The sequence below is a fragment of the Aliiruegeria lutimaris genome, from assembly GCF_900099935.1.
Taxonomy (GTDB): domain Bacteria; phylum Pseudomonadota; class Alphaproteobacteria; order Rhodobacterales; family Rhodobacteraceae; genus Tropicimonas; species Tropicimonas lutimaris.
Genome location: NZ_FNEK01000023.1, coordinates 1 through 24791, shown reverse-complemented (window position 1 = coordinate 24791; position 24791 = coordinate 1). Strand labels below are relative to the sequence as shown.

Sequence of the window (24791 nt, the reverse complement as noted above, 5' to 3'; positions counted from 1 at the left end):
CAAGGGGGCGTTTGGGTTTGTTTCGCCTCGCGCCGCACGGGTCGCAGCCTAAGCAAAAGAAATCGCCTGCCTTTTTGGCGAAATGCAGATGCCCGCCACGTCACTCGGTAATGTGCGCAACAATCTGAGTCCCGGACAGGGAAAACCTATCGAAAATTTCTCGTTTTCAAGCGGGAGGGCGCAAGATATACACCGCGGACTTCTATTGCCCATACCTTTTGGAGGACGACATGACACGGGTCTGGAATAAATCTGACTGGCGCGCAAAGCCGCGGGTACAGATGCCCGATTATCCCGACCGGGATAAGCTCGAAGCCGTCGAGGCCCGTCTGTCGAAATATCCGCCGTTGGTTTTTGCCGGTGAATCGCGCCGCTTGCGGGCCGAACTTGCCAAGGTGGCGCGAGGCGAGGCGTTCCTGTTGCAGGGCGGCGACTGTGCCGAGAGCTTCGCGGAGTTCTCCGCCGATTCCATCCGCGAGACCTTCAAGGTCATGCTGCAGATGGCGGTCGTTCTGACCTATGGCGCCAAGGTGCCGGTGGTGAAAGTCGGGCGGATGGCCGGGCAGTTCGCCAAGCCGCGCTCGGCGCCGACGGAGACCGTGGGCGGCGTGGAGCTGCCGAGTTACCGTGGTGACATCATCAACGAGCTGGAATTCACGCCCGAGTCCCGCATGCCGGACCCGGAGAAGATGCTGCGCGCCTACACCCAGGCCGCGGCCTCGCTGAACCTCCTGCGCGCCTTCTCCACCGGTGGTTTCGCCGATATCCACCGCGTGCATTCCTGGACCACCGGCTTTGCCGAGACTGACAAGGCGGAACGCTACCGCGAACTGAGTAACCGGATTTCCTCCGCGCTCGATTTCATGACCGCCGCCGGCGTCAGCTCCGACCGCATGTCCACCATGTCGGTTGTGGATTTCTATACCTCGCATGAAGCGCTGCTTCTGGAATACGAGGAGGCGCTGACACGCGTCGACTCCACCACTGGACAGACAATCGCCGGTTCCGGCCACATGATCTGGATCGGGGACCGCACCCGCCAGCCCGATGGCGCCCATGTCGAGTTCTGCCGTGGCGTGATCAACCCGATCGGGTTGAAATGTGGCCCCACAATGACCGCGGAAGACCTCAAGACGCTGATGGCTAAGCTGAATCCGGAGAATGATCCCGGCCGGCTGACGCTCATCGCGCGTTTCGGGTCCGGCAAAGTCGGCGACAACCTGACCCGCCTGATCGAGACGGTCAAGGAAGAGGGTGCGAATGTCGTGTGGTCTTGCGATCCGATGCATGGCAACACGATCAAATCCGCCACTGGCTACAAGACGCGCCCCTTCGATATGGTGCTGTCGGAAGTGCGCGAGTTCTTTGCCGTACATCGCGAGCAGGGCACGATCCCGGGCGGTGTGCATTTCGAGATGACCGGGCAGGATGTGACCGAGTGCACCGGCGGCGTGCGCGATGTGACCGAAGAGGACCTGTCGGACCGCTATCATACCGCGTGCGATCCGCGTCTGAACGCGTCGCAATCGCTGGAACTGGCGTTTCTTGTGGCCGAGGAGTTGTCCGACCGGCGCGAGATGCACCGCGCGGCAAGCTGAAAACCCAAGCGAGCTTCGCCTCGCAAGGCTCAGAAAAGGCGGAGCAAAGCCGCCTTTTTCATTCAGCGAGACACCTGGTCAGTCGTCGGATTTGACGAGGTAGAGATGCGGCCTGTCCGTACGCGGAGGCCGATGCGGGGATGGACGGAAACCGCGCATGGGTTCGGCGAGCCCAAGCGGTTCATGCCGGGACGTTTCGTTTTGGAACGGCCAATCATTCGGAATGGTCTCCGGAACCTGGTACGTCCCGTCCGCCAGGATCGGCGTGACCGCCGTCGAGCGAATGTCGAACCGTCTCGGCGCACGCCCCAGCGGCCCCAGCGTGGCCAGGCAGCCGAGCGCCCGGTTGACCTCGCCCGCGTCTCCCCGCAGCGGCAGCAGGAGCAGGCAGGCATCGAGCGGCGGCTTGCCGATGCCACGATCCCCGGCCAGCGTCAGCCACGCCTTGGCCGGCGCATCGAAGACCTGTTCAAGCGAGTTGCTCACCCGTTTGCGGCTTTCCGGAAGGAAGAAAGAGGTCAGCGGCATGCCGCGCACCTCCATGCCCATCAGTTCGTTCAGATAGGACCCGGCGAGGCGGAAACGGGCGATGCCGGGGGCCAGCCGTTCAAGAATGAAGGAGGTTGAAAGTGCGGATTGGATGCATCTTGGATCCAGCTCCGCGCGCCTCGGTACCTGCCTGTTGCCGCGCAATGCATCCCAGTAGTTTTCGACATCCTGCAAAACGGGAAAGCGCATCGCTTCACCTCCGGCACCCTCGAGGGACACCACGTTCCGACCTTCGACGAAACCGTCGTTCATGGTCTTGACCCATTCCAACCGCGGGGCAGGCAAGACGCCTCTCGCGCAACCCCGTTTCACTCGCGCATTGTTGTCCAAGGGTTAAGTGTCTGTTAACCCATGACTCAGCAATGCTTACCCAAGTCTTAACATGCCACGTTTTGAAGCCCTTGTGGTAAAAAAGAGGTGAAATGGTTAACTCGATGACCGGCTTCGCGGCCCGCAACGGGCAGAGCGGAGAATATGGCTGGAGCTGGGATCTGCGCAGCCTGAATTCCAAGGGGATGGACCTGCGCCTGCGGGTGCCCGACTGGGTGGAGGGGCTGGAAACGGCCCTGCGCGGACGGATCGGGCGCGACGTGAAGCGCGGTTCGCTGGCGATAGGTCTGCGCGTGTCGCGCGACCAACCCGAAGGGGCGTTGAACATCGACCCGGCCGGGTTGCAACAGGCGTTGCAGGCGCTTGGCCAGATCGCCGAGGCGGCCGCCGCGGCCGGTGTTGTCGTTGCACCAGCGAGCACTGCGGAGATCCTCTCCATGAAAGCTGTTCAGGCGCAGGGCGTGCAGGCCACCGATACCGCGCCGCTCAAATCGGCCCTGATGGAAGATTTCGAAGAATTGCTGCATAGCTTCCTGCGGATGCGGGCGCGCGAAGGCGCCGCATTGCGCGAGCTGCTGCTGGGGCAACTCGACCAGATCGCCAAGCTGCGCAAGGATGCCGTGGCCTGCCTCGATGCGCGGGCGGAGAACGCCGCGCGCGCCCTGCGCGATGCGCTGCAACGGGTCATGGAGGGTGTCGAGAGCACGGACGAGGCGCGGGTAGCGCAGGAACTGGCCATCCTGGCGGTGAAATCCGACATCACCGAGGAGCTGGACAGGCTCGGCGCCCATGTCGACGCGGCACGCGAGTTGCTGGTCGAGGAAGGCCCCGTGGGCCGCAAGCTCGAGTTCCTGACGCAGGAGTTCAACCGGGAGGCGAACACGCTTTGCTCCAAATCCCAGGATGTCGCGCTCACCCGGATCGGCCTTGACCTGAAGGCGGTCATCGACCAGATGCGCGAACAGGTTCAAAACGTGGAGTAAGCCATGACATCCGAACGCCGGGGTCTTCTCATCATTCTCTCTTCGCCCTCGGGCGCCGGGAAATCGACCTTGGCACACAGGATGATGGAATGGGACGAGAGCCTCCGCTTCTCGGTCTCCGCCACCACCCGCGCCCCGCGGGAGGGCGAACAGGACGGTGTGGATTACCGTTTCATGGATGTTGCGGGCTTCAAGAAGATGGTCGAGGAAGGGCGGATGCTGGAACATGCACACGTCTTCGGCAATTTCTACGGCTCGCCGCAGGGCCCGGTGGAAGAGGCCATCGAGAGCGGGCGCGACGTGCTGTTCGATGTCGACTGGCAGGGCGCGCAGCAGATCCGCAACTCGGATCTCGGCAAGCACACGCTGTCGATCTTCATCCTGCCGCCCTCGATCACCGAGTTGCGCCGCCGGCTCATCTCGCGCGGCAAAGACAGCGCCGATGTTATCGGCAAGCGGATGCAGAAGAGCTGGGACGAGATCAGCCACTGGGGAAGCTACGATTACGTGCTGGTCAATGACGACCTGGACGCGACATTCGAGAAGCTGAAGACCATCGTGACGGCCGAGCGGATGCGCCGCGCACAGCAACCGTCGTTGCAGGGGTTCGTTCGCGGCTTGCAGGCAGAGTTCGAGGAAGGGCTGGAATGATCTATGCACTGGACGGCATCGCGCCGGAAATCGCCGAAAGCGCCTGGGTGGCCGACGACGCCAACCTGATCGGCAAGGTGACGCTGGAGGCCGACAGCTCGGTCTGGTTCGGCTGCACGATCCGGGGCGACAACGAGCGGATCACGCTCGGGGCGGGCTCCAATATCCAGGAAAACTGCGTTTTGCACACGGATATGGGGTTTCCGATGGTCATCGGACCGAACTGCACCATCGGTCACAAGGCCATGCTGCATGGCTGCACCATCGGCGAGCAGAGCCTGATCGGCATGGGCGCCACGATCCTCAACGGCGCGAAGATCGGCCGTAATTGCCTGATCGGCGCCTGCGCGCTGATCACCGAGGGCAAGGAGATCCCTGACAACTCGCTCGTCATGGGCTCACCCGGCAAGGTTGTGCGGCAACTGGACGAGGCAGCTGCCCAGAAGCTGCTGACCTCGGCGCTGCATTACCAGCAGAACGCCCGCCGCTTCCGTGCCGGCCTGAAACCAATCTGATTTCGGGCAGGGGCAGGGAGGCCGTTGAAATACCGTCCCGACCTTGATGGGCTGCGTGCGGTCGCCATTATCCCGGCGGTGTTCTTCCACGCCGGGATCGGGCTTTCGGGCGGGTTTGTCGGCGTCGACATCTTCTTCGTGATCTCGGGCTACCTGCTTTCCAGCATCGTCATGACAGAGATTGCCGAGAAGCGGTTCAGCTTCCTGGCCTTCTACGAGCGCCGCATCCGCCGGCTCGCGCCGGCCCTGGTCGTAATGCTCGCGTTCTGTTTCCCGGCGGCCTGGCTGCTTATGTTGCCAAATGATATCACCGATTTCGCCCGCTCCGCGCTGGCCACGATCTTCATCTTCGCCAATTTCCACTTCTACAATTCGATCGACTATTTCAGCCAGTCGGCCGAGTTGATGCCGCTCCTGCACACATGGTCACTGGCGATCGAGGAGCAGTTCTATGCTGTCTTGCCGATTGCGCTGCTGACGGCGGGATACCTGTTTCCGAGACGGTGGCTGCCCGGACTGATCGCGCTCGCGCTCGTGGCATCGCTTGCCCTTTGCATCCATTACACCAGCGCCTACAGACCCTTTGCCTTCTACATGCCGCATACACGCGCCTAGGAGCTTCTGGCCGGAACCCTTCTGGCCGCGATGCCAAGGCTCTCCGTTTCGACCCGGCTTGCGCATGTGATGGGAATTGCCGCGCTGCTCTCTATAGCCGTGATCGTCGTGAGTTTCGACGAACGCGCGCCCTTTCCCGGCTGGATCGCGGCGGGACCGGTGCTGGCGACAGCGGCCCTGATCTATTGCGGCGCCGCGCCGGGGGCGCTCTCTTCACGGTTCCTGTCGCTGCCGCCCATGGTCTTCATCGGGCGCATTTCCTACTCCCTCTACCTGTGGCACTGGCCGGTCATCGTCTTCGTGAATTACAGCGGCTTCGCCTCCGACAGTACGGCGACGAAGCTGGCCTGCATCGCGGCGTCCTTCCTTCTGGCAAGCCTCAGTTGGGCCCTGATCGAGGAGCCCGTGCGGCGCAGGCGCATCCTGCAATCGCGCATCCGCGTCTATGGCGCGGCCGGCAGCGCGGCGGCAGCCCTGGCGCTGTCGGCGGCGCTTGTAATCTGGAACGCGGGGTTTCCGGGGCGTGTGCCGCCGGAATGCTTTCTCCTCGGCGAGGCAGCGTTGACGGCGGCTCCCTGTCTGCGCGGCGCAACCGGGCAGCCGCCCAGCTTCCTGCTGATCGGGGACAGCCACGCCTTCGCGCTGAGCCCCGGCCTGTTCCGGGCGGCATCGGAGGGCGGACTGTCGGGGCTGCAATTCACCTCGGACGGCTTCTTTCCGGGGCCGGGCCGGAAAACGCTTGGCACCGCCCGGGAAGACCCGCGGATTGCCCGGGCGCTGGAGATCGTTGCCGAACATCCGGAGATCCCGACCGTTATCCTTGCCGGGGCCTGGGCGGATTATGCCACCGGCACCAACTGGAAAGGCAGGCTCTGGCTCTACGAGGACGATATCGCCACGGCCGGCAGTTCGGCCGAGAATGTCGCGTTGTTCTCGCGAGCGCTGGAGCGCTTCATCGCGGCGCTGCCGGAACGCCAAGTCATCCTGCTCGACGACGTGGCCGCCGGCCGCGACCTCGATCTGAACGCGTTCGTGCGCCATTCGATGCTGCGGCCCGGAAGCCGGGAAGACGCGATATTGCCATACGAACTGGCCAGCGAGCGACGCGCCGTCTACGCGCCGATCCTGCTGGCGCTCGCGGAAAAGAATGCCAATGTAACCTTCGTGCCGGTTTTCGCTGATTTCTGCCCGCCAACCGGCTGCCCGCTCTTCGCCGCTGATCTGTCCTATCCGATCTACCGGGACGGCGATCACTTAAGCAACCAGGCGGCGCTGCTCTTGAAGGACAGGTTCACTGAGTTGCTCCTGCCCGATCTGCTGGCCCCGGCTTCACTGAGTTGCTCCTGCCCGATCTGCTGGCCCCGGCGGCAGGAGGGGGACGCCCGGAAGGCCAGAGCCGGTAGCGACAGAGGGCCGCCTTGATCGGCGACGGGGCACAGTAATGATGGCGAAACGTTTTCCACGCAGAGATCCGTTTCATGAGCGCGTTTTCCGAAGATATCCTCGCGGCGATTCCCATGCCGTTGCTGCTGGTCGGTCCCGACGAGCGGATCCGGGCAATGAACCCTGCAGCGGTGCGGCTGTTTTCCGGCTCCGCAACCGGGCGCCATGTCGTGACCGTCCTGCGCCAGCCGGCGCTGTTGCAGGTGGTTGAACGGGCACTGCGCTCGGGCGAGACCGGGGATGGCCGCTACGTGGACAAGAACCTGGCGCGGGAAGCCACCTACAAGGTGCGTGCGGCGCCGGTGCAGGATAGCGACGGGAATTGCGTTCTGCTTTCTTTCGAGGACATCACGGATCTGGAACAGGCGGGCGAGATGCGGCGGGATTTCGTGGCCAATGTCAGCCACGAGTTGAAAACCCCGCTCACCGCGCTTCTGGGCTTCATCGAAACATTGCGCGGGGCCGCGCGCAACGATCCGGAGGTCCGCGAGCGTTTCCTGTCGATCATGGAGCGCGAGGCGCAACGCATGAACCGCCTCGTGTCGGACCTGCTCTCGCTCAGCCGGGTCGAGTCGGCGGAACGCCAGCAGCCCACCGATCCGGTGAACATCAAGGCCCTCGTCGATTCCACCATTCTGTCGTTGGAGAGCGTCGCATCGGCGGAAAATGTGCGGTTGATCACGCAACGGCTGGATAATGGCACCGAGGACCTGATTGTTCGGGGGGACCGTGACCAGTTGCAGCAGGTCCTGACCAACCTGATCGAAAACGGAATCAAGTACGGGCGGAACGGCGGAACCGTTCAGGTCCTGCTGTCCTATTCTGCAAGGGAACTGGCCTTTCGCGGTCCGGGCGTGCAGATCAAGGTCGTCGATGACGGGGCAGGGTTCGACCCGATCCATATTCCGCGCCTGACGGAACGTTTCTACCGCGTCGACAACCACCGCTCGCGCGAGATGGGCGGGACCGGGCTCGGCCTCGCAATCGCGAAACATATCGTCAACCGGCACCGGGGGCGGTTTCGAATCGAGACCGAACCGGGGAAGGGGGCGAGCTTCACCGTGCTGCTGCCGGCGCTTTCGTGAAGGGTCCCGAACCGCTTGGCGGGGCCATTTCGGACCCATTTCTGGCTTCTTGAAGCGCGGATAACCGTTCGAAGCGGGTTCCCTCGCGTCAATTGGGCTCGCATCCCCCGAAAATACGCACCTTGTCATCAATCTGTTACACTGGTGTCACAAAAGGCCAACGAGAGAAGACTAAACGCCACTCGAGGCCGTCGGAGAGCGACGGTCCAACCAAAACCACTGCCATGGAGAACACTATGTCTCTCGTGAAGCTGACCGCCTCTGCACTGGCGATCGCAGCCGTTTCGGCCACCGCTGCCGCCGCCCGTGACAACGTTCAAGTCGCCGGTTCCTCGACCGTTCTGCCCTACGCTTCGATCGTTGCCGAAGCCTTTGGCGAGAACTTCGACTTCCCGACCCCCGTTGTTGAATCCGGCGGGTCGTCCGCTGGCCTCAAGCGCTTCTGCGAAGGCGTGGGCGAAAACACCATCGACATCGCGAACGCTTCGCGCAAGATCAAGGATTCCGAGATCCAGGCCTGCGCCGAAGCCGGCGTGAAGGACATCATCGAAGTTCGCATCGGCTATGACGGGATCGTCTTTGCCTCCCAGACCAACGGCCCGGCCTTTACCGCGCTCGAGCCCGCCGACATCTTCAACGCGCTGAGCGACAAGGTGCTGGTTGACGGCGCCATCGTCGAAAACCCCTACCAGCAGTGGGCCGATTTCAACGCCGATCTGCCGGCCGTCGACATCATCGCCTTCCCTCCGGGCACCAAGCACGGCACGCGTGAAGTCTTCGAAGAGAAGGTCGTGCTGGCCGGCTGTGAAGCCACCGGCGCTTTCGAGGCCATCATGGCAAAGAATGGCGGCGACAAAAAAGCCGCCGAAAAGGCCTGTATCTCCCTGCGTACCGACGGCAAGGCTGTCGATATCGACGGCGACTACACCGAGACCCTGGCCCGCATCGACGCCAACCCAAACGGTGTCGGCATCTTCGGCCTGGCCTTCTACGAGAACAACACCGACAAGCTGAAGGTCGCGACCATGGGCGACGTGATGCCCTCCACCGAATCCATCGCCACCGGCGAGTACCCGGTCTCCCGTCCGCTGTTCTTCTACATCAAGAAGGCCCATATCGGCGTGATCCCCGGCCTGAAAGAGTACGCGCAGTTCTTCGTTGCCGACGAGATTGCCGGCCCCGATGGCCCGCTGGCTGCCTATGGCCTGGTTTCCGATCCGGAACTGGCCGCCACCCAGACTGCTGTCGAGGCCGAAGAGGTCATGGGCGGCATGTGAGCCGCGCGGGCGAATGCCCTTCGGGAGAGCGGTCGCGTGCCGCCCTCCCACCCAAGTTGACTTTCTCCCCCGTGCCCCGCTCAGACTGCCGGAAACGCTGCCGGCGGGTGCCGTCGTTTCAGGGATGTGCTATCACCCCGATGACGAAAACAGCGAATTGGTGAGGTAGCACGATGCCGGTGCTCTGGATCGTCCTCGCAGTCCTCGGACTCGGATTGATCGGTTTTTACGTCGGGCGCATGCGTGCGCTCGGCTCTGCAGGCGGCGACACGCGCCAGCTGCACTCCCTTCCGAATTACTATGGCTGGCACGCCTTCATGTTGACGGCTGTGCCAGCCTTGCTCGTTCTGGCCGCCTGGCTTCTGGTTGCGCCGAACTGGATCGAAAACACCGTTGGTGCAGGCATTCCCGAAGCGACAATCGCGGAATCGGGTTCCCGCAGCCTGGTGATGGCCGAAGTCCGGCGCGCCGCCGGCGCCCTGGACATGGCGGTCCAGCAGGGGCTGATGGACGCGGCGACGTCGCATGACATCGACGCCAACCTCTCCGATGTGACGGAGCGCCTCAAGGAAACCGGAGCGATCATCACCTCCGACGTGACCCAGCCTGTCCTGCAGGCCGCGCAGCTATATCGCAACCTTTCCGCGATCTCCGCGCTCTGGATGAGCGTCGCGGTGCTGGTGCTGGCAACTGCCGGTTTCGCGGTCGCGGTCCTGCGCAGCGACAAGGATTTCCGGGCACGCAACACGGTGGAATCGGGTATCAAGATCATCCTGATCCTGGCCTCGACCATCGCCATCCTGACAACCGTCGGCATCGTTATGTCGATGCTGTTCGAGACCGGGAATTTCTTCGAGAAGTACCCCTGGCAGCATTTCTTCTTCGGCACCAAATGGGCGCCGGATTTCCGTGGCGACTCCGAGCTGGGCATGTTGCCGCTGCTTTGGGGCACGCTCTACATCTCCTTCGTCGCACTCGCGGTGGCGGTGCCGATCGGCCTGTTTGCCGCGATCTACCTGTCGGAATATGCGGGGCCCAAGCTGCGCGCCGTCGCCAAGCCGATGATCGAGATCCTCGCCGGCATCCCGACCATCGTCTACGGTCTGTTCGCGCTGATCACGGTCGGCCCGATCGTGCGCGACTGGTTCGCCGCGCCGCTGGGCCTGGGCAATTCGACCAACTCGGTCATGACGGCCGGGCTGGTGATGGGGATCATGCTCATCCCCTTCGTCTCCTCGCTTTCGGATGACATCATCAACGCCGTGCCGCAGGCGATGCGGGACGGCTCCTTCGGCCTCGGCGCCACCCATTCGGAGACGATCAAGCAGGTTGTCCTGCCGGCCGCGCTGCCGGGTATCGTCGGCGCCGTGCTGCTGGCTGCCTCGCGCGCCATCGGCGAGACCATGATCGTGGTGATGGGGGCAGGGGCCGCCGCCGCGCAGTTCCAGGCAGGCCTGGGCGCGGTGGTCAATCCCTTCGAGGCAATGACAACCGTGACGGTCAAGATCGTCTCGCAGCTGACCGGCGACACCGATTTCGCCAGCCCCGAGACCCTTGTCGCCTTTGCCCTCGGCCTGACCCTCTTCGTGATCACGCTGGGGCTGAACGTCCTGGCGCTCTACATCGTGCGCAAGTACCGGGAGCAGTACGAATGACCGACGCAACCGCAAACGCAGCCCCTGCTCCGAAGCAGGGCAAGCATGCCGGCTCGCTCTTCGATGCGGATGCGCGCACGAAGAAGCGCAATGCCGCCGAGACCCGTTTCCGCGCCTATGGCCTGACCGCGGTAGGCATCGGCGTTGCCGCGCTGATCATGCTCATGACCTCGATCCTGGGCCAGGGCCTGCCGGCCTTCAATCAGACCTTCATCACGCTGGATGTCTACCTGGACGAGGCCAAGCTCGACAAGAACGGCACCCGCGATATCGAGGCGATCAAGAAGGTCTCGACCTTCGGCTACGCGCCTCTGATCAAGAACGCGATGGCTGCAAAGGTCGACGAACTCGGGATCAGCTTCGAAACGTTCGGGGTTTCCGGCAAGGATGCCGAGGCCATGATTTCCAAGGAGGCCGCCGCGCAGCTTCGTCGTTTCGTCATCGCCCATCCGGACCGGATCGGCGACACGGTGGAGTTCGAGTTTCTCGCCTCCGGCCGGATCGACGGCTATTACAAGGGCCGGGTGAGCATGGAGAGCGCCGAGAAGGACAGCAATGTCACGCCCGGACAGCTCCAGTTGGCCGATGCGCTGAAAGAGGGTGGGGCGCTTTCCACCCATTTCAACTGGGGCTTCATCACCATGGCGGATGCTTCCGAGAACCGCCCCGAAGCCGCCGGTATCGGCGTGGCGATGCTCGGCTCGCTCTACATGATGATCATCGTGCTCTGCCTCGCGCTGCCCATCGGCGTGGCAGCCTCTATCTACCTGGAGGAATTCGCGCCGAAGAACTGGATAACGGACCTGATCGAGGTGAATATCTCCAACCTCGCCGCGGTGCCCTCCATCGTCTTCGGTATCCTCGGCCTTGCCATCTTCATCAACTATGCCGGCCTGCCGCAATCGGCGCCCGTCGTCGGCGGCCTCGTGCTGACGCTGATGACCCTGCCGACCATCATCATCTCGACCCGCGCCTCCCTGAAATCTGTACCGCCAAGCATCCGCGACGCGGCACTCGGGGTAGGGGCCTCCAAGATGCAGTCCGTGTTCCACCACGTGTTGCCGCTGGCAGCACCCGGCATCCTCACCGGCACCATCATCGGCCTTGCACAGGCGCTCGGAGAGACCGCGCCGCTGATGCTGATCGGCATGGTGGCTTTCGTCCGCGAATTCCCCTCGGCACCGCCGGAGGGCTTTTTCGATCCCGCCTCGGCGCTGCCGGTGCAGGTCTATAACTGGACGACCCGCGCCGACCCCGCCTTCGTGGAACGTGCATCTGGAGCGATCATCGTGCTATTGATCTTCCTGCTTTGCATGAACTTCCTCGCCATCGTCCTCCGCCGCCGCTTCGAGCGTCGCTGGTAAACCGGGAAGGGCAAGACAATGAACGACATGCGACCAGTGGAGCGCTCCGTGGATACCAAGGAAATCAAGTTCGAATGCAGTGACGTACAGGTCTATTATGGTGCAACCCACGCCATCAAGGACGTGAACGTCACGCTTGAAGACAAGACCGTGACCGCGTTCATCGGCCCGTCGGGCTGTGGCAAATCCACCTTCTTGCGCTGCCTGAACCGGATGAACGACACCATCGACATCTGCCGCGTCACGGGCAACCTTCTGCTCGACGGCGAGGACATCTATGACAAGCGGGTGGACCCGGTCCAGCTGCGCGCCAAGGTGGGGATGGTGTTCCAGAAACCGAACCCCTTCCCGAAATCGATCTATGACAATATCGCCTATGGCCCGCGCATCCACGGCCTCGCCAAGAACAAGGCGGAACTAGATGAAATTGTGGAGAAATCCCTGCGCCGCGGTGCGATTTGGGACGAGGTCAAGGACCGTCTGGACGCTCCGGGCACCGGATTGTCGGGCGGCCAGCAGCAGCGCCTGTGCATTGCGCGCGCCATTGCGACCGAGCCGGAAGTGCTGCTGATGGACGAGCCCTGCTCGGCGCTCGATCCGATCGCCACCGCGCAGGTGGAGGAACTGATCGACGAGCTGCGCGAGAACTACTCCGTGGTCATCGTGACCCACTCCATGCAACAGGCCGCGCGCGTCAGCCAGAAAACCGCCTTCTTCCACCTCGGCAACCTGGTGGAATTCGGCGAGACGGGGAAGATTTTCACCAACCCGAGAGATCCGCGCACCGAAAGCTACATCACTGGCCGGATCGGCTAAGGGAGAGACCGAGACATGGTTATGGACAAATCCGAGCGCCACATTGCGCGTGCTTATGACCGCGACCTGGAGGCAATCCAGGCGCATATCATGAAAATGGGCGGTCTTGTCGAGGCCGCCATCCTGGACGCCGCGCAGGCACTATCCACCCGCGACGAGGAGCTGGCAGAGAAGGTCCGCAATTCCGACCGGGCCATCGACGAGCTGGAAGCGTTGATCCAGCAGGAGGCCGCGCTCACCATTGCGGAGCGTCAGCCGATGGCCTTCGACCTGCGGACCATCCTTGCCGTCATGAAGATCGCCAACAACCTGGAGCGCATTGGCGACTATGCCAAGAACATGGCCAAGCGGACCGGCGTTCTGGTGCAGATGAAGCCGGTGGAAGAGAACAGCTCCTCCGTGCGCCGCATGGCCAAGATGGTCGAGGTGATGCTCAAGGACGCGCTGGATTCCTTCGTCCAGCGCGACAGCGAGCTGGCCGAGGATGTCCGCCAGCGCGACCTCGAAGTGGACCAGATGTACAACTCGCTGTTCCGCAACTACCTGACCTACATGATGGAAGATCCGCGCAATATCACGGCCTGCATGCACCTGCATTTCATCGCCAAGAATATCGAGCGGATGGGCGACCACGTGACCGCGATTGCCGAACAGGTGATCTATCTCGACACCGGCGCATATCCCGACGATCCGCGTCCCAAGGCCGACCGGACATCGATCGATTATAGCGAGGGTGCGTAATGTCTCCGCCGGAGCAACCAAGGGTGCTTGTGGTCGAGGACGAACCCGCGCAGCGGGAGGTGCTCGCCTATAATCTCGAAGCCGAGGGGTTCCACGTCGACAAGGCTGAAAACGGCGAGGAGGCGCTCCTGCTCGTCGAGGAGAACGCACCGGACGTGATCGTGCTGGACTGGATGCTGCCCAACGTGTCGGGCATCGAGATCTGCCGGCGGCTCAAGATGCAGGCGGACACCCGTGGCGTGCCGATCATCATGCTTTCCGCGCGCTCCGAAGAGGTTGACCGGGTGAGGGGGCTTGAAACCGGGGCGGACGACTATGTCGTGAAGCCCTATTCGGTGGCCGAACTGATGGCCCGGATTCGTGCGCAGTTGCGCCGGACACGGCCCGCCAGCGTCGGCGAAAAGCTCACCTTCGGCGATATCGTGCTCGATGCAGAAACCCACAAGGTCCATCGCAACGAGCAGTTGCTCAAGCTTGGCCCGACCGAGTTCCGGCTTCTGACGACCTTCATGGAGAAGCCCGGCCGCGTCTGGAGCCGCGAGCAGCTCCTGGACCGGGTCTGGGGGCGCGACATCTATGTCGATACCCGCACGGTTGACGTGCATATCGGACGGTTGCGCAAGGCGCTCTGCCAGCATGGCGGCGACGATCCTTTGCGCACGGTGCGCGGCGCGGGCTACGCGCTCGGCTGACCGGCGCCGACAAGCCCGCGACTATTTCAACTGACTGTCCTTGCTGCCGCGGCGATTGATCCCGCCGCGGTGCTTGTAGGGCGCGTCGCGTTCCTGCTGGCAATCGATACAGAGCTTGACGCCGGGCAGGGCGGCGCGGCGCGCCTCCGGGATCGGCTCGTCGCATTCCGCGCAATGCGTCAGGCTCTCGCCAACAGGCCGCGCACGCGCCTTCATGCGGGAAAGCTCGTCCTGGATCGAGTCTTCAATCTGTTCACTTACAGCGCCATCGCGCGCCCAACCGCCAGCCATGTCGAGCCTCCTTCAGCTTTCCAGCGTGGCAGCAGCTTTGACGGAATTCAATCCAGGACAGCACCGGTATCTGTCTCAGCCATCCAAGTCGTGTGCCGGTGCGCACGTCGGAGGTGAGTTGGACAGGGGAAGCCGTTCGAGATGCAGAACAGGCGCGGTGTCATGGCGCAACAGCTCCCAAGACTCCACAACCTAAAGTCGTATAATCAGTATTATGTAATATAAATATCCATCCGGAACGGGCTCGAATACCCGTTCCAGCTTTCAGTTCCCACTGTAACCCTTTGGAATCAGGCCTTCCGAACGCCGACAACCTTTTGGTACAGCCCACCAAAGATCGTCTCCTTGCGCCACTCGAACTTGTCCTTGTCTTCGACGTAGTCCCAAAGCTCATTGCTCCACAGCGCCTTCGCGAACGGCTCCAGCCATTTGAAGACCAGCCAGATGATCGGACGCATCGGATGCCACATCACCGGCTCGTGGTAGTCAACGAACATAAGCTTGCCGCCAGGTTTCACCCGGCTGGCGAGATTGTTGGCGATGGCGTGTTTGTAGTCCTTGGGAACCTCATGCATCAGAAAATACGAGTTTACCACGTCATAGAGCCCTTCGCCCGTGGTCCGTGCATCGCAGATGCCAGTGCGGGTTTGCGGCAGATCGGCGATTTTGCGGTTCACATGCTCGATCTGGACGTTCTGAATATCGGTGACGCTATATTCACCGTCCGGGCCGACCTTCTTGGCCAGGTGGCTGACGAGCTTGCCGTACACGGCAGCCGGCTGAAGCACGCGATCGCCCGGTGTGATTTCGTCCCTCGCGGCGCGCATCAGCTTGTTCTGCTGCATCCAGAGGATCGTCGCCACGACGACTTCCCGGTCCAGCAGTTCAACCATGTTCGGCGCGACATAGGCCCAAGTGTAAACGTCGACCAGGTAATCGGGCAGTTTCGGCGCGGGCGTGTCGCCCCAGGAAGCCGCTGGCACGGTGGTAACCGGCTCAATCTTGTCATTGCCTCCGAAATCGACACTCGCATTCATGACTGGACCCTTTCCAAGTACCGGGGTTTTCGCCCCTTCGTATATCGGCGCATCGCCACTACATCGATTTTGCCCTCTGAATCGGCAAAACCCGGCTTTGACGCGACCGTAACCGTGTTTCGCGGCCCATAACATGCGGCAAAGCCGATAACTGCACGCCTCCGATGCAACTCCGCGTTCTCGGGAGTGCAAGGCTCGGAGCGGGAAGCATGTTGTTGCTACACGATGCTGCGCTCGCGGAACGGTCGGTTTTCAAGGATCCGTTCCATCGAAAACTCGGACAGATCGAGGCTCCGGAAGCCGCCATGAACCAGCAATTCGGCCAATCCACGCCCCATGGCCGGTGCCTGTTGCAGACCGTGGCCTGAAAACCCGTTGATCAGCAGCAAGTTGTCCCAGTTCGGGTGCCGCCCGAGAATCGCATTCTGATCCAGAGTGTTGAACGCGTAATGCCCGACCCAATGGCGAATGACCTTTGCCTGATCGAAGCCCGGAATGCGCGTGTAGAGTTTCGGCCAGATGTTTTCCTCGAAATCCCAATGCCTTGCGTCGAAATCGTCCCAATCGACCGCTGCGTCATCTTCCGGCACGGTGGCGGTGATCCAGACGGTTCCTTCCGGCCGCACATAATAGCCCTGATAGTCAATCAGCAAGGGCGCTCCGGGATGCCGCGCATTTGGAGCATCAACCACAAAAACCGTTCTTTTTCTGGGTTCTACCGGAAAAACCTCATCCAGTTTTTGCATGAAAAGCGACGCCCTCGGCCCGGCTGCGTTCACAACCTCTCCAACAGAAACCTGGCGCCCGTCCGCGAGCAAGAGCGACCGGATTGCCCTGCCAGCGTAATCGGCGTCGACAACCTCGGCATGCTCGAAACGGACCCCTTGCAGCCGCGCCAGGTCGCGCAGACCGGCCAACAGGCCCATATTGTCGAACCAGCCTTCCGTACTGCCACCAAAGGACGCAAGCGAGATACCCTCGGCGCTGATCCAAGGGAATTGCCGGGAGACCTGATCGGCGGTGAGAGTCACCGTCCCTGCCCCTTCGCGTCGCTGCATCTCGACCGCCTCGTGCAGGATTTCGGCGGCTGTCTCGCTACCGGCCAGAAACAGGTAGCCATTTCCGCGAAACCCGAGATCGATGCCGCCCACCTTAGCAGTAAGATGCTGAAATTCCCTTATGAATTCAATGCCGAAGCGGGAAATCCTGACATTGACCGGCACCGTGAACTGCTGCCGGATCGACGCAACGGAGAGCGCCGTCGAGGAGAATTCATGCGTTGGGTCGCGCTCGTAGACACAGACACGCAACGCCGGGTCAAACAGGCTCAGCCAATAGGCGGTCGAAGCTCCCATGATCCCGCCGCCAATGATCGCGACATCCACATGTTCAGCCATCAGAAACCCTTTTCCATCAGTGCCCTGTCGGCCTTGTTGTTACCGCTGTCGTCTCGACACTTCCGCTCGCGCAACCTATTCTGCCTCAACGTCAAAGGAAGACAATCGCACATGGTATCAATTCTTGTTTTGAACGGGCCGAACCTCAATATGCTCGGAACCCGTCAACCCGAAGTCTACGGACACACGACATTGCCGCAAATCGAACAGATGTGCCGGCAGCTTTCAGAGGAACTGGGCATCTCGCTCGCCTTCGAGCAGTCGAATCATGAAGGTGTCATGGTCGACATGATCCACGCGTCCAAGGGCGTACATGACGCTATCATCATCAATGCCGGCGCCTATACCCATACCTCCATCGCCATCATGGACGCGCTCGCCTCCGTCGAGTTGCCCACGCTGGAGCTTCACCTGAGCAATGTGCATGCGCGCGAGGAGTTTCGCCACTTCTCCTATATCTCCCGTGTCGCTATCGGCTTGATCTGCGGACTGGGCCCGGCCGGCTACTTGCTCTCCCTTCGAGCGATGGTAGACCACCTCGGAGTCAAGGCGTGATCCTCGACTACGTTGAACGCGTGATGGGCCTGTCGGAAATGCAGGATGTCTGGGCCTATCACAAGGAAGTCATGGCAACCTATGGCTTCAACCGGGTTCTCTACGGTTTCACCCGATTTCGGACAGAGAAGTCCCTCGGCGACCCCCAGGACCTGCTGGTGCTGACCAATCACGACATTGCCTATATCCAGACTTTCCTCAATCAAGGGCTCTATCTGAATGCCCCGATGACCCTTTGGGCCCTGAATAACGTTGGTTCCAGTTCCTGGCGACAGACAGAGGACATGATGGCCTCCGGCACGCTTAACGAGACCGCGCGCAAGATCTGGGAATTCAATAGGAGCCACGGGCTGGGGGCGGGGTACACGGTGAGCTTCCAGACCAATTCGAAACGTGCCAAGGGCGCGATCAGCCTGACCTCGGTCCCTGCCCTCTCCTTTGACGAAGTGGACGACATCTGGGCCCGGCACGGCCGCGAACTGGAGGCGATGAGCAACGTGCTTCACCTGCGCCTTTCCTCCATGCCCAACCCGAACTCGCTCCGTCCGCTGACGCCACGCCAACGCGAGGTCCTTGAATGGGTTGGAGACGGCAAAACAACAGCCGACATCGCCTCTATCATGGGACTTACACCGGCAACGGTTGAAAAGCACCTGCGTCTCGCGCGCGAAGCCCTCGACGTTTCGACCACGGCACAGGCCGTACTGAAAGCGTCCTTTCTCAATCAGATATTTGTTTTGTGAGCAAATTGCCGCACAAAACTCCACAATTTAACGAAACTTTGTAACAAATTCGAATCAACGGTCGGGGATTCCTTACTTTCTTAACCACGCGTAAATTGTCATTTTAGAACGGTTCCGTGAGTGGTGGCATTAGCCAAGGAACAGTGGGCTGGATACTCCCTCGCGATTTCGAGGTGCCTGGTCCACACCGGGCAACCGGAGTCGGCTCGTGTCGGTGTATTCTTCGCCGCCGGGCCGACGCTTATCCACGGACCGGGCATCATCCCCAATTTTGCCAGGTCCGGCATGTGGATGCGAAACGGCGCAGCTTGCCCGTGCTGCGCCGTTTCCATTTTGGCCGTGCTTGACACCCCGCCTTGCGAAAAGTCCGAAACACGGGTTGCCGGCCGGTTTCTTGCATTCCTTTCTCCAGAAAACACCTCCGCCGGAGGCACAATCCCCAGGATCGTGTCCGTGCGAAACGCAAATAGCATGGCGCGGGTTTCGAAACGAAAAAGGGCGCCCGCGAAAACGCAAGCGCCCGATCCGGTCAGATTTTCCCTGCCGTGTCTCAGCCTTGCATGGCTGCAACTTCGGCCGCGAAATCCTCTTCCTTCTTCTCGATGCCTTCGCCGACTTCCATCCGCACGAAAGCAGTGATCTCGGCGCCGGCTTCCTTGGCGGCTTCGCCCACGGTCAGATCCGGGTTCACCACGAAGGACTGTCCGAGCAGCGTCACTTCGGACATGAATTTCTTCATGCGGCCGACGATCATCTTCTCGATCACCTGCTCCGGCTTGCCAGACTCACGGGCAATGTCCATCTGGACCTGCTTCTCGTGCTCGACAACAGCCGGGTCGAGATCGGCTTCGGAGAGCGAGGCCGGGTTGGAGGCGGCGATATGCATCGCAACCTGCTTGCCAAAGGCTTCGTCACCGCCCTTGAGCGCGACGAGGACGCCGATCTTGCCAAGGCCGGTGGCCGCGGCATTGTGCATGTATGCAGCAACGACGTCGCCCTCGACAGCGGCCATGCGGCGCAGCGACATGTTCTCGCCAATGGTGGCGATCTTGTCGGTCAAGATCTCGGAAACGGTCTTGCCGCCAAGATCAGCATTCTTGAGCGCTTCAAGGTCGGACACGCCGAGCGCGGCGGCGGCAATGTCGGAAACCATTTCCTGGAATTCCGCATTCTTGCCGACGAAGTCGGTCTCGGAGTTCACCTCGACGACAACGCCCTTGCCACCCTCGACCTTCATGCCAACGAGACCTTCCGCGGCGACGCGGTCGGATTTCTTGGCAGCCTTGGCCAGGCCCTTGGTGCGCAGCCAGTCGACGGCGGCTTCGATGTCGCCTTCGACCTCGGTCAGCGCCTTCTTGGCATCCATCATGCCTGCGCCGGTCATGTCGCGCAGTTCTTTCACCAGTTTCGCGGTGATCGCCATCTCTTGGCTCTCCTCGATTTGCGGTCGTGTTGCGGCAGGCTTTAGCCCGCCGCATGTGTCAGTTCCGTGACGATTTCACGAGATACGGAAATCAGGCCTCGGCCGGAGTTTCTTCGGCGGCAGCTTCGGCTTCGGCGGCAGGCGCCTCTTCCAGGGCTTCCTCGATGAAACCTTCTTCCATCTCGCCAAGGTCGATACCGGCGGCATCCATCTGGGCGGACATGCCGTCGAGCGCGGCGCGGGACACGAGGTCGCAATAGAGCGCGATGGCACGAGCGGCGTCGTCATTGCCCGGGATCACGTAATCCACGCCATCGGGGGAGGCGTTGGTGTCAACTACGGCGACAACCGGGATACCGAGCTTCTTGGCTTCGGCAATGGCCAGGTCTTCCTTGTTCACGTCGATGACGAAGAGCAGGTCGGGCACGCCACCCATCTCGCGGATACCACCGAGGGAAGCGGTCAGCTTCTCCTGGTCACGCTCCATGTGCAGGCGCTCTTTCTTGGTGAGGCCTTCGGCGCCCATCGCCATCTGCTCGTCAATGGCGCGCAGGCGGTTGATCGACTGGGAGACGGTCTTCCAGTTGGTCAGCGTGCCGCCCAGCCAGCGGTGGTTCATGTAGTATTGCGCGCAGCGCTCGGCGGCGTCGGCGATCGGCTTCTGAGCCTGGCGCTTGGTGCCGACAAACAGGATCCGGCCACCCTTGGCGACGGTCTCGCGCACGGCCACGAGGGCCTGCTCGAGCATCGGCAGGGTCTGGGTCAGGTCCATGATGTGGATGCCGTTACGATCACCGTAGATGTATTGGCCCATGCGGGGGTTCCACCGCTGGGTCTGGTGACCGAAGTGAACGCCAGCTTCAAGCAGCTGACGAAGAGAGAACTCAGGAAGCGCCATATCCTATCCTTTCCGGTTTAGCGTCCTCGGCGGGGTCATAACGGGCTCTCGCCCAACCGGCGGACCGAACGAGGATGTCTCCCCCGAAGGCCCAGGCCCCGCCTGTGAAGTGGGCTGCGCATAGATCATCCCGGGCGCCCTTGCAACCCCCTGCCCTGCTTTTCTGGTGGCGCGGCGCAAAAAGCTGTTAATTTGCGGAACGACACACGGAGAATCCCAATGAAGCTACCCGATTTCCTGATGGCGCTGCCATCGCTCGATGTTCCGTTTCCCGCCGATGTGGTCGAGAGCCGCGCAATGCGCACGGAGGACGCGCTGCTGGTCTTCTTTATCTTTCACAAGGCGTTCGAATTGCCACCGCATGCACACAAGGCGCAATGGGGCACGGTCCTGCAAGGCGAGATCAAGCTGACAATAGCCGGGCAAAGCCGGGTCTATGGCCCCGGCGATAGCTACGACATCCCATCGGGCGCAGAGCATTCCGGCCAGATCCAGGCAGGTACCATCGTGATCGACGTTTTCGAGGAACCGGATCGCTATCCGGTCATACGGTGACAACGCTAAACAGCCAAAGCTTGGGACGCAGGGGGCTTTGCCCCCCGCGCTCTTGCGAGCGCTCCCCCCAGGATATTTTCAGAAAGATGAAGTGGAGGACGCGGTTGTTTCATCCGAGTAAAGACGCGCCGATCGGCAGCGGACCTTGCATCTGCGACTTTGATTTCCATGTCTGCCATACCAACGCGCTTGCCACGCCCGCCCCTGCAGGTCACAAGTCGGCATGAGCAAGGAAATCGACATTCTCTGCATCGGCTCGGTGCTTTGGGACGTGATCGGCAGAACGCCGCGTTCGATGGCCGTCGGCCATGATGTGCCGGGTCGCATCACGCGCCTGCCAGGTGGCGTTGCCATGAATATCGCGATGGCGCTGGTGCGCGAGGGCCTGACACCGGCCCTGCTGACGGTGCTGGGACAGGACAGTGAGGGGCGCGAGCTTGCGCGGGCTGCCTTGGAGATGGGGATGGTGGTCGACCTGGTCACCTGGTCCGAGGAATTGCCGACCGATCAATACATGGCTATCGAGGCCGAGAACGGACTTGTCGCCGCCATCGCCGACGCGCATTCGCTGGAACGGGCCGGGGATACGATCCTCGCACCAATGGCCGATGGACGCCTCGGCGCCATCTCCACCCCCTATTCGGGCGTGATCGCACTGGACGGGAACCTGACTGAAAGTCTCCTGTCAAGAATCTCGGATAATCCACTGTTTTCAAATGCAGACCTTCGCATCGCGCCGGCCTCGCCCGGCAAGGCGAACCGGTTGGTCCCACTGCTGCACCATCCGAAGGCGACCATTTATGTCAACCGGATCGAAGCCGGCCTGATCTGTGACAAGAAGTTCTCCACCGCCCTTGCTGCGGCCGAAGGGCTGCGCGCGTTGGGTGCCCGCCGGGTACTGGTTACCGATGGCGGCGAAGCCATGGCCGAGGCCAGCCCCGATGGCGTGCGCACGGCCATCCCGCCCAAGGTCACGGTCAACCGGGTGACCGGCGCGGGCGACACGTTCATGGCCGCCCATATCGCGGCCGAGTTGCGCGGCCAGAGCGGGAATTTCGCGCTCGAAGCGGCGCTTGGCATCACGGCCGCCTATATTTCGGAGACTGACACTTGAGCCTTCCCATTCACTTCTCGGCCGAGGTCGCCGAGGCGCGGGCCAATCGCCAGGCCCTGGTCGCGCTGGAAAGCACGATCATCACCCATGGCATGCCCTGGCCGCAGAACCTGGAAACCGCGCAGCAGGTAGAGCAGACCGTGCGCCAGGCCGGTGCGACACCGGCCACGATCGCCATTCTGGCAGGCCGTCTACATGTCGGGCTGGAGGCGGAAGAGCTGGAAGCGCTCGCCCAGGCCAAGGATGTTGCCAAGGTCAGCCGCGCCGATCTCGCCGTCTGCATGGCGCGCGGTGGAAACGGCGCCACGACCGTCGCGGCGACCATGATCGCCGCGCATCTTGCCGGGATCGAGGTCTTTGCCACCGGCGGCATTGGCGGGGTGCACAAGGGCGCCGAAACGAGTTTCGACATTTCCGCCGACCTGCAGGAACTGGCCCAGACACCGGTCACCGTTGTCTGTGCCGGCGCGAAAGCGATCCTGGATCTGCCCAAGACCTTCGAGGTGCTGGAAACCCTTGGTGTACCGGTCATCGCCCTCGGGCAGGATGTGCTGCCGGCCTTCTGGTCCGCACGTTCAGGGCTTGCCGCGCCGCTGCGCATGGACAGCGCCGACGAGATCGCAGACGCGATGCGCATGCGGCGCGCGCTTGGGCTGCCGGGTGGACAGCTTGTTGCCAACCCGATCCCGGCCGAGGCCGAGATCTCCGCTGACGCGCTGGCCCCGGTGATTGCCCAGGCGCAGGCCGAAGCCGATGCCGCCGGCGTCTCGGCCAAGGCGGTGACCCCGTTCCTGCTGCAACGGATCTTCGAGCTGACCGAGGGGCGCTCTCTGGAAGCGAATATCGGCCTCGTTTTGAACAATGCCCGGCTTGCGGCGGCAATTGCCGGCTGTCTGGCGAGCAAACAGTAAGTCGCTTCCTTTGAAACCTCCAGCCGCCCTTGCGAAGTTTCGGGCGGCTACTTAGCTTGCGTGCGGGGAGCACAAGTCCAGGCCATGCCAAATCGCGACAAGAACCAACCGGCCCCCGAGCCGCTTCATCTCCGCCGAAAGCCGGGGATCCTTGCAAACCTGCGGTCTTCCTTCCTGACAGGGCTGGTCGTGATCGCGCCTGTCGGCCTGACTGTCTGGCTGATCTGGACCGTCGTTGGTTGGGTCGACAGCTTCGTGCTGCCTTTCGTGCCCGACCCCTACGAGCCGGAAAGGTTCTTGAAGGAGATTTTTGGCGAAGACACGCAGATCAACGTGCGTGGCGTCGGCGTTGTGTTCTTCCTGGTTTTCACGGTGGTGATCGGCTGGATCGCCAAGGGCGTGATCGGCCGGTCCTTCATTGCCTGGGCCGAAAGGCTGGTGGACCGGATGCCGATTGTGCGTTCCATCTATAGCGGCGTGAAACAGATCGCCGAGACCATCTTTGCCCAGACGGATTCGAAATTCGACAAGGCCTGCCTGATCGAATACCCACGCACCGGGCTCTGGGCGATCGCCTTCGTCTCCACTTCGGCCAAGGGCGAAATCTCCAGACGGGTGCCCCGGAACGAGAATATCCTGTCGGTCTTCCTGCCGACCACGCCGAACCCGACCTCAGGCTTCCTGCTGTTCGTGCCCGAGTCCGACGTGGTCTATCTCGACATGTCGGTCGAAGACGCGGCCAAGCTGGTGATCTCGGCCGGCTTGGTCTATCCGAACGCCGGCCATGAAGACCTGCCGCCGACGCCGGGTGGCATTCCGCTCGATGTCGAGAACGAGCGCCAGCGGGACAAGCTGGGCGCCTGAGAAAGCTCCAGGCAGGCAACGCGCCGAAGCATTCGCTTAGCCGAACATCTCCGCCAGATCGACACTGCCCCGCAGGTTCAGATCCTGCTTGTGCGCGGCCAGGAACCGCTCTGCCGCCGCGCGCCCGGCCGCCTTCAGCCGCGACAGGATAACCGGCGAGGGCACGATCTTTGTGGCAACCGACAGATCCCGCATGAAATCGTCATCGGCGACCATGTGCACCAATACGTCACGCATCCCCTCCACCCGGTTCTCGGAGATCAACTCATGTACGAAATGGATCGCCCGAAGCTCCCGCAGCAGCGAGGAATTGAAGCTGATCTCGTTGATCCGGTTATGGATATCGCCCGCCGATTTGGGTACGTTCGGCCGGAAAAGCGGGTTGATATTTACCACTAGAGCGTGTCGCGTTTAATCGGCCTCATAGCCTGCGGCTTTGAAGTAGTTGTAGCATTCTTCGTCCGAGAAGAGGTTGCAGACCTGTCCGACGGCGGCCCAGAGTTGGTCATAGGTTCGCGCGGCGGCCTTCCTGATCAGTGTCTTGAGTTTCGAGAAGGCCATCTCGATGGGATTCAGATCTGGGCTGTAGGGTGGCAGGAACAGGAACCATGCACCAATCGCGCGTAGGGACGCCGCTGCGGCCGGGGCTTTGTGGCTCGACAGGTTGTCGAGTATGACAACGTCGCCTT

Annotated in this window: 26 protein-coding genes and 1 pseudogene; 19 read left to right on the top strand and 8 right to left on the bottom strand. The window is 62.0% G+C overall.

The genetic code is table 11. The annotated features are described in order from the left end of the window. The first annotated feature begins 230 nt into the window (after positions 1-230). Positions 231-1598, top strand: coding sequence for a class II 3-deoxy-7-phosphoheptulonate synthase (locus BLR85_RS12475; protein ID WP_093156235.1), 1368 nt, complete (start codon positions 231-233; stop codon positions 1596-1598). Between the two features lie 78 nt (positions 1599-1676). Here the strand turns inward: BLR85_RS12475 and BLR85_RS12470 are convergent, their stop codons facing one another. Then, a complete protein-coding gene (locus BLR85_RS12470) occupies positions 1677-2399 on the bottom strand; it encodes a PAS domain-containing protein (protein WP_139188380.1) in 723 nt (240 codons plus the stop codon). 170 nt (positions 2400-2569) lie between these two features. On the opposite strand from BLR85_RS12470, the gene BLR85_RS12465 reads away from it, so the two are divergent. From BLR85_RS12465 to phoB, 12 genes are all read left to right on the top strand, one after another. Next, the gene (locus BLR85_RS12465; RefSeq protein WP_093156230.1) at positions 2570-3460 is read left to right on the top strand and encodes a YicC/YloC family endoribonuclease; all 891 of its coding nucleotides are present in this window, start codon (positions 2570-2572) and stop codon (positions 3458-3460) included. Between the two features lie 3 nt (positions 3461-3463). Next, the gene (gmk, locus tag BLR85_RS12460; RefSeq protein ID WP_093156227.1) at positions 3464-4111 is read left to right on the top strand and encodes a guanylate kinase; all 648 of its coding nucleotides are present in this window, start codon (positions 3464-3466) and stop codon (positions 4109-4111) included. Continuing rightward, a complete protein-coding gene (locus BLR85_RS12455) occupies positions 4108-4626 on the top strand; it encodes a gamma carbonic anhydrase family protein (RefSeq protein WP_093156224.1) in 519 nt (172 codons plus the stop codon). The genes gmk and BLR85_RS12455 overlap by 4 nt, the downstream gene beginning before the upstream one ends. A 24-nt stretch (positions 4627-4650) precedes the next feature. Next, on the top strand, positions 4651-5241 hold the full coding sequence (locus BLR85_RS12450; protein ID WP_093156221.1) for an acyltransferase family protein: 591 nt from the start codon (positions 4651-4653) through the stop codon (positions 5239-5241). A gap of 30 nt (positions 5242-5271) precedes the next feature. Beyond that, positions 5272-6663, top strand: coding sequence for an acyltransferase family protein (locus BLR85_RS12445; protein WP_093156219.1), 1392 nt, complete (start codon positions 5272-5274; stop codon positions 6661-6663). Positions 6664-6719: 56 nt separating this feature from the next. Next, positions 6720-7769, top strand: coding sequence for an ATP-binding protein (locus BLR85_RS12440; RefSeq protein WP_093156216.1), 1050 nt, complete (start codon positions 6720-6722; stop codon positions 7767-7769). A 236-nt stretch (positions 7770-8005) separates the two neighbouring features. After that, positions 8006-9046, top strand: a complete 1041-nt coding sequence (locus BLR85_RS12435; protein ID WP_093156213.1) for a substrate-binding domain-containing protein — start codon at positions 8006-8008, stop codon at positions 9044-9046. Between the two features lie 173 nt (positions 9047-9219). Next, positions 9220-10701: a phosphate ABC transporter permease subunit PstC gene (pstC, locus tag BLR85_RS12430; RefSeq protein ID WP_093156210.1), complete on the top strand. Its 1482-nt coding sequence runs from the start codon at positions 9220-9222 to the stop codon at positions 10699-10701. Then, complete coding sequence (gene pstA / locus BLR85_RS12425; protein WP_093156207.1) at positions 10698-12065, top strand: phosphate ABC transporter permease PstA; 1368 nt, start codon at positions 10698-10700, stop codon at positions 12063-12065. Before pstC ends, pstA begins: the two co-directional genes overlap by 4 nt. 27 nt (positions 12066-12092) lie before the next feature. Continuing rightward, a complete protein-coding gene (gene pstB, locus BLR85_RS12420; RefSeq protein WP_425284478.1) occupies positions 12093-12881 on the top strand; it encodes a phosphate ABC transporter ATP-binding protein PstB in 789 nt (262 codons plus the stop codon). Positions 12882-12896: 15 nt separating this feature from the next. Continuing rightward, the gene (gene phoU / locus BLR85_RS12415; protein ID WP_093156201.1) at positions 12897-13622 is read left to right on the top strand and encodes a phosphate signaling complex protein PhoU; all 726 of its coding nucleotides are present in this window, start codon (positions 12897-12899) and stop codon (positions 13620-13622) included. After that, on the top strand, positions 13622-14314 hold the full coding sequence (phoB, locus tag BLR85_RS12410) for a phosphate regulon transcriptional regulator PhoB (RefSeq protein ID WP_093156198.1): 693 nt from the start codon (positions 13622-13624) through the stop codon (positions 14312-14314). Before phoU ends, phoB begins: the two co-directional genes overlap by 1 nt. 21 nt (positions 14315-14335) lie before the next feature. Here phoB and BLR85_RS12405 read toward each other — a convergent pair whose 3' ends face one another. From BLR85_RS12405 to BLR85_RS12395, 3 genes are all read right to left on the bottom strand, one after another. Beyond that, complete coding sequence (locus BLR85_RS12405; protein WP_093156195.1) at positions 14336-14605, bottom strand: DksA/TraR family C4-type zinc finger protein; 270 nt, start codon at positions 14603-14605, stop codon at positions 14336-14338. 290 nt (positions 14606-14895) lie between these two features. Continuing rightward, positions 14896-15642, bottom strand: a complete 747-nt coding sequence (rquA, locus tag BLR85_RS12400; RefSeq protein ID WP_093156193.1) for a rhodoquinone biosynthesis methyltransferase RquA — start codon at positions 15640-15642, stop codon at positions 14896-14898. 218 nt (positions 15643-15860) lie between these two features. Further along, a complete protein-coding gene (locus BLR85_RS12395) occupies positions 15861-17039 on the bottom strand; it encodes an NAD(P)/FAD-dependent oxidoreductase (RefSeq protein ID WP_093156190.1) in 1179 nt (392 codons plus the stop codon). Between the two features lie 111 nt (positions 17040-17150). Between BLR85_RS12395 and aroQ the strand changes: the two genes are divergently transcribed. Both aroQ and BLR85_RS12385 read left to right on the top strand, forming a co-directional pair. Further along, entirely contained in the window at positions 17151-17594 is a 444-nt protein-coding gene (gene aroQ, locus BLR85_RS12390; RefSeq protein WP_093156187.1) for a type II 3-dehydroquinate dehydratase, read from the top strand. Next, positions 17591-18337: a LuxR family transcriptional regulator gene (locus tag BLR85_RS12385; protein WP_342028786.1), complete on the top strand. Its 747-nt coding sequence runs from the start codon at positions 17591-17593 to the stop codon at positions 18335-18337. Before aroQ ends, BLR85_RS12385 begins: the two co-directional genes overlap by 4 nt. 550 nt (positions 18338-18887) lie before the next feature. Here BLR85_RS12385 and tsf read toward each other — a convergent pair. Beyond that, positions 18888-19760 carry a translation elongation factor Ts gene (gene tsf / locus BLR85_RS12380; RefSeq protein ID WP_093156184.1) on the bottom strand — a complete coding sequence of 291 codons (873 nt, stop codon included), beginning with the start codon at positions 19758-19760 and terminating at the stop codon, positions 18888-18890. Positions 19761-19851: 91 nt separating this feature from the next. Continuing rightward, positions 19852-20658 carry a 30S ribosomal protein S2 gene (rpsB, locus tag BLR85_RS12375; RefSeq protein ID WP_093156181.1) on the bottom strand — a complete coding sequence of 269 codons (807 nt, stop codon included), beginning with the start codon at positions 20656-20658 and terminating at the stop codon, positions 19852-19854. Between the two features lie 219 nt (positions 20659-20877). On the opposite strand from rpsB, the gene BLR85_RS12370 reads away from it, so the two are divergent. The 4 genes from BLR85_RS12370 to BLR85_RS12355 all read left to right on the top strand — a co-directional run bounded on the left by BLR85_RS12370 (position 20878) and on the right by BLR85_RS12355 (position 24102). Further along, positions 20878-21213 (top strand): cupin domain-containing protein, encoded by a 336-nt coding sequence (locus BLR85_RS12370; RefSeq protein ID WP_093156178.1) that lies wholly within the window; start codon positions 20878-20880, stop codon positions 21211-21213. 223 nt (positions 21214-21436) lie between these two features. Beyond that, complete coding sequence (locus BLR85_RS12365) at positions 21437-22327, top strand: PfkB family carbohydrate kinase (protein ID WP_093156175.1); 891 nt, start codon at positions 21437-21439, stop codon at positions 22325-22327. Next, positions 22324-23238 (top strand): pseudouridine-5'-phosphate glycosidase, encoded by a 915-nt coding sequence (locus BLR85_RS12360; protein WP_093156172.1) that lies wholly within the window; start codon positions 22324-22326, stop codon positions 23236-23238. Before BLR85_RS12365 ends, BLR85_RS12360 begins: the two co-directional genes overlap by 4 nt. Positions 23239-23322: 84 nt before the next feature. Continuing rightward, positions 23323-24102, top strand: a complete 780-nt coding sequence (locus BLR85_RS12355) for a DUF502 domain-containing protein (protein ID WP_093156169.1) — start codon at positions 23323-23325, stop codon at positions 24100-24102. Between the two features lie 36 nt (positions 24103-24138). Here BLR85_RS12355 and BLR85_RS12350 read toward each other — a convergent pair. Together BLR85_RS12350 and BLR85_RS12345 are read right to left on the bottom strand one after the other, a co-directional pair. Continuing rightward, positions 24139-24501, bottom strand: a pseudogene (locus tag BLR85_RS12350) (patatin-like phospholipase family protein); the annotation flags it as partial. A gap of 12 nt (positions 24502-24513) precedes the next feature. Beyond that, positions 24514-24791: transposase (locus tag BLR85_RS12345; protein WP_170844555.1), on the bottom strand; the 278-nt coding region annotated here is incomplete at its 5' end.

Coding starts and splice junctions, on each gene's coding strand:
- BLR85_RS12475 (WP_093156235.1), top strand. CDS start 231: ATGACACGGGTCTGGAATAAATCTGACTGGCGCGCAAAGCCGCGGGTA.
- BLR85_RS12470 (WP_139188380.1), bottom strand. CDS start 2,399: ATGAACGACGGTTTCGTCGAAGGTCGGAACGTGGTGTCCCTCGAGGGT.
- BLR85_RS12465 (WP_093156230.1), top strand. CDS start 2,570: ATGGTTAACTCGATGACCGGCTTCGCGGCCCGCAACGGGCAGAGCGGA.
- gmk (WP_093156227.1), top strand. CDS start 3,464: ATGACATCCGAACGCCGGGGTCTTCTCATCATTCTCTCTTCGCCCTCG.
- BLR85_RS12455 (WP_093156224.1), top strand. CDS start 4,108: ATGATCTATGCACTGGACGGCATCGCGCCGGAAATCGCCGAAAGCGCC.
- BLR85_RS12445 (WP_093156219.1), top strand. CDS start 5,272: ATGCCAAGGCTCTCCGTTTCGACCCGGCTTGCGCATGTGATGGGAATT.
- BLR85_RS12440 (WP_093156216.1), top strand. CDS start 6,720: ATGAGCGCGTTTTCCGAAGATATCCTCGCGGCGATTCCCATGCCGTTG.
- BLR85_RS12435 (WP_093156213.1), top strand. CDS start 8,006: ATGTCTCTCGTGAAGCTGACCGCCTCTGCACTGGCGATCGCAGCCGTT.
- pstC (WP_093156210.1), top strand. CDS start 9,220: ATGCCGGTGCTCTGGATCGTCCTCGCAGTCCTCGGACTCGGATTGATC.
- pstA (WP_093156207.1), top strand. CDS start 10,698: ATGACCGACGCAACCGCAAACGCAGCCCCTGCTCCGAAGCAGGGCAAG.
- pstB (WP_425284478.1), top strand. CDS start 12,093: ATGCGACCAGTGGAGCGCTCCGTGGATACCAAGGAAATCAAGTTCGAA.
- phoU (WP_093156201.1), top strand. CDS start 12,897: ATGGTTATGGACAAATCCGAGCGCCACATTGCGCGTGCTTATGACCGC.
- phoB (WP_093156198.1), top strand. CDS start 13,622: ATGTCTCCGCCGGAGCAACCAAGGGTGCTTGTGGTCGAGGACGAACCC.
- BLR85_RS12405 (WP_093156195.1), bottom strand. CDS start 14,605: ATGGCTGGCGGTTGGGCGCGCGATGGCGCTGTAAGTGAACAGATTGAA.
- rquA (WP_093156193.1), bottom strand. CDS start 15,642: ATGAATGCGAGTGTCGATTTCGGAGGCAATGACAAGATTGAGCCGGTT.
- BLR85_RS12395 (WP_093156190.1), bottom strand. CDS start 17,039: ATGGCTGAACATGTGGATGTCGCGATCATTGGCGGCGGGATCATGGGA.
- aroQ (WP_093156187.1), top strand. CDS start 17,151: ATGGTATCAATTCTTGTTTTGAACGGGCCGAACCTCAATATGCTCGGA.
- tsf (WP_093156184.1), bottom strand. CDS start 19,760: ATGGCGATCACCGCGAAACTGGTGAAAGAACTGCGCGACATGACCGGC.
- rpsB (WP_093156181.1), bottom strand. CDS start 20,658: ATGGCGCTTCCTGAGTTCTCTCTTCGTCAGCTGCTTGAAGCTGGCGTT.
- BLR85_RS12370 (WP_093156178.1), top strand. CDS start 20,878: ATGAAGCTACCCGATTTCCTGATGGCGCTGCCATCGCTCGATGTTCCG.
- BLR85_RS12365 (WP_093156175.1), top strand. CDS start 21,437: ATGAGCAAGGAAATCGACATTCTCTGCATCGGCTCGGTGCTTTGGGAC.
- BLR85_RS12355 (WP_093156169.1), top strand. CDS start 23,323: ATGCCAAATCGCGACAAGAACCAACCGGCCCCCGAGCCGCTTCATCTC.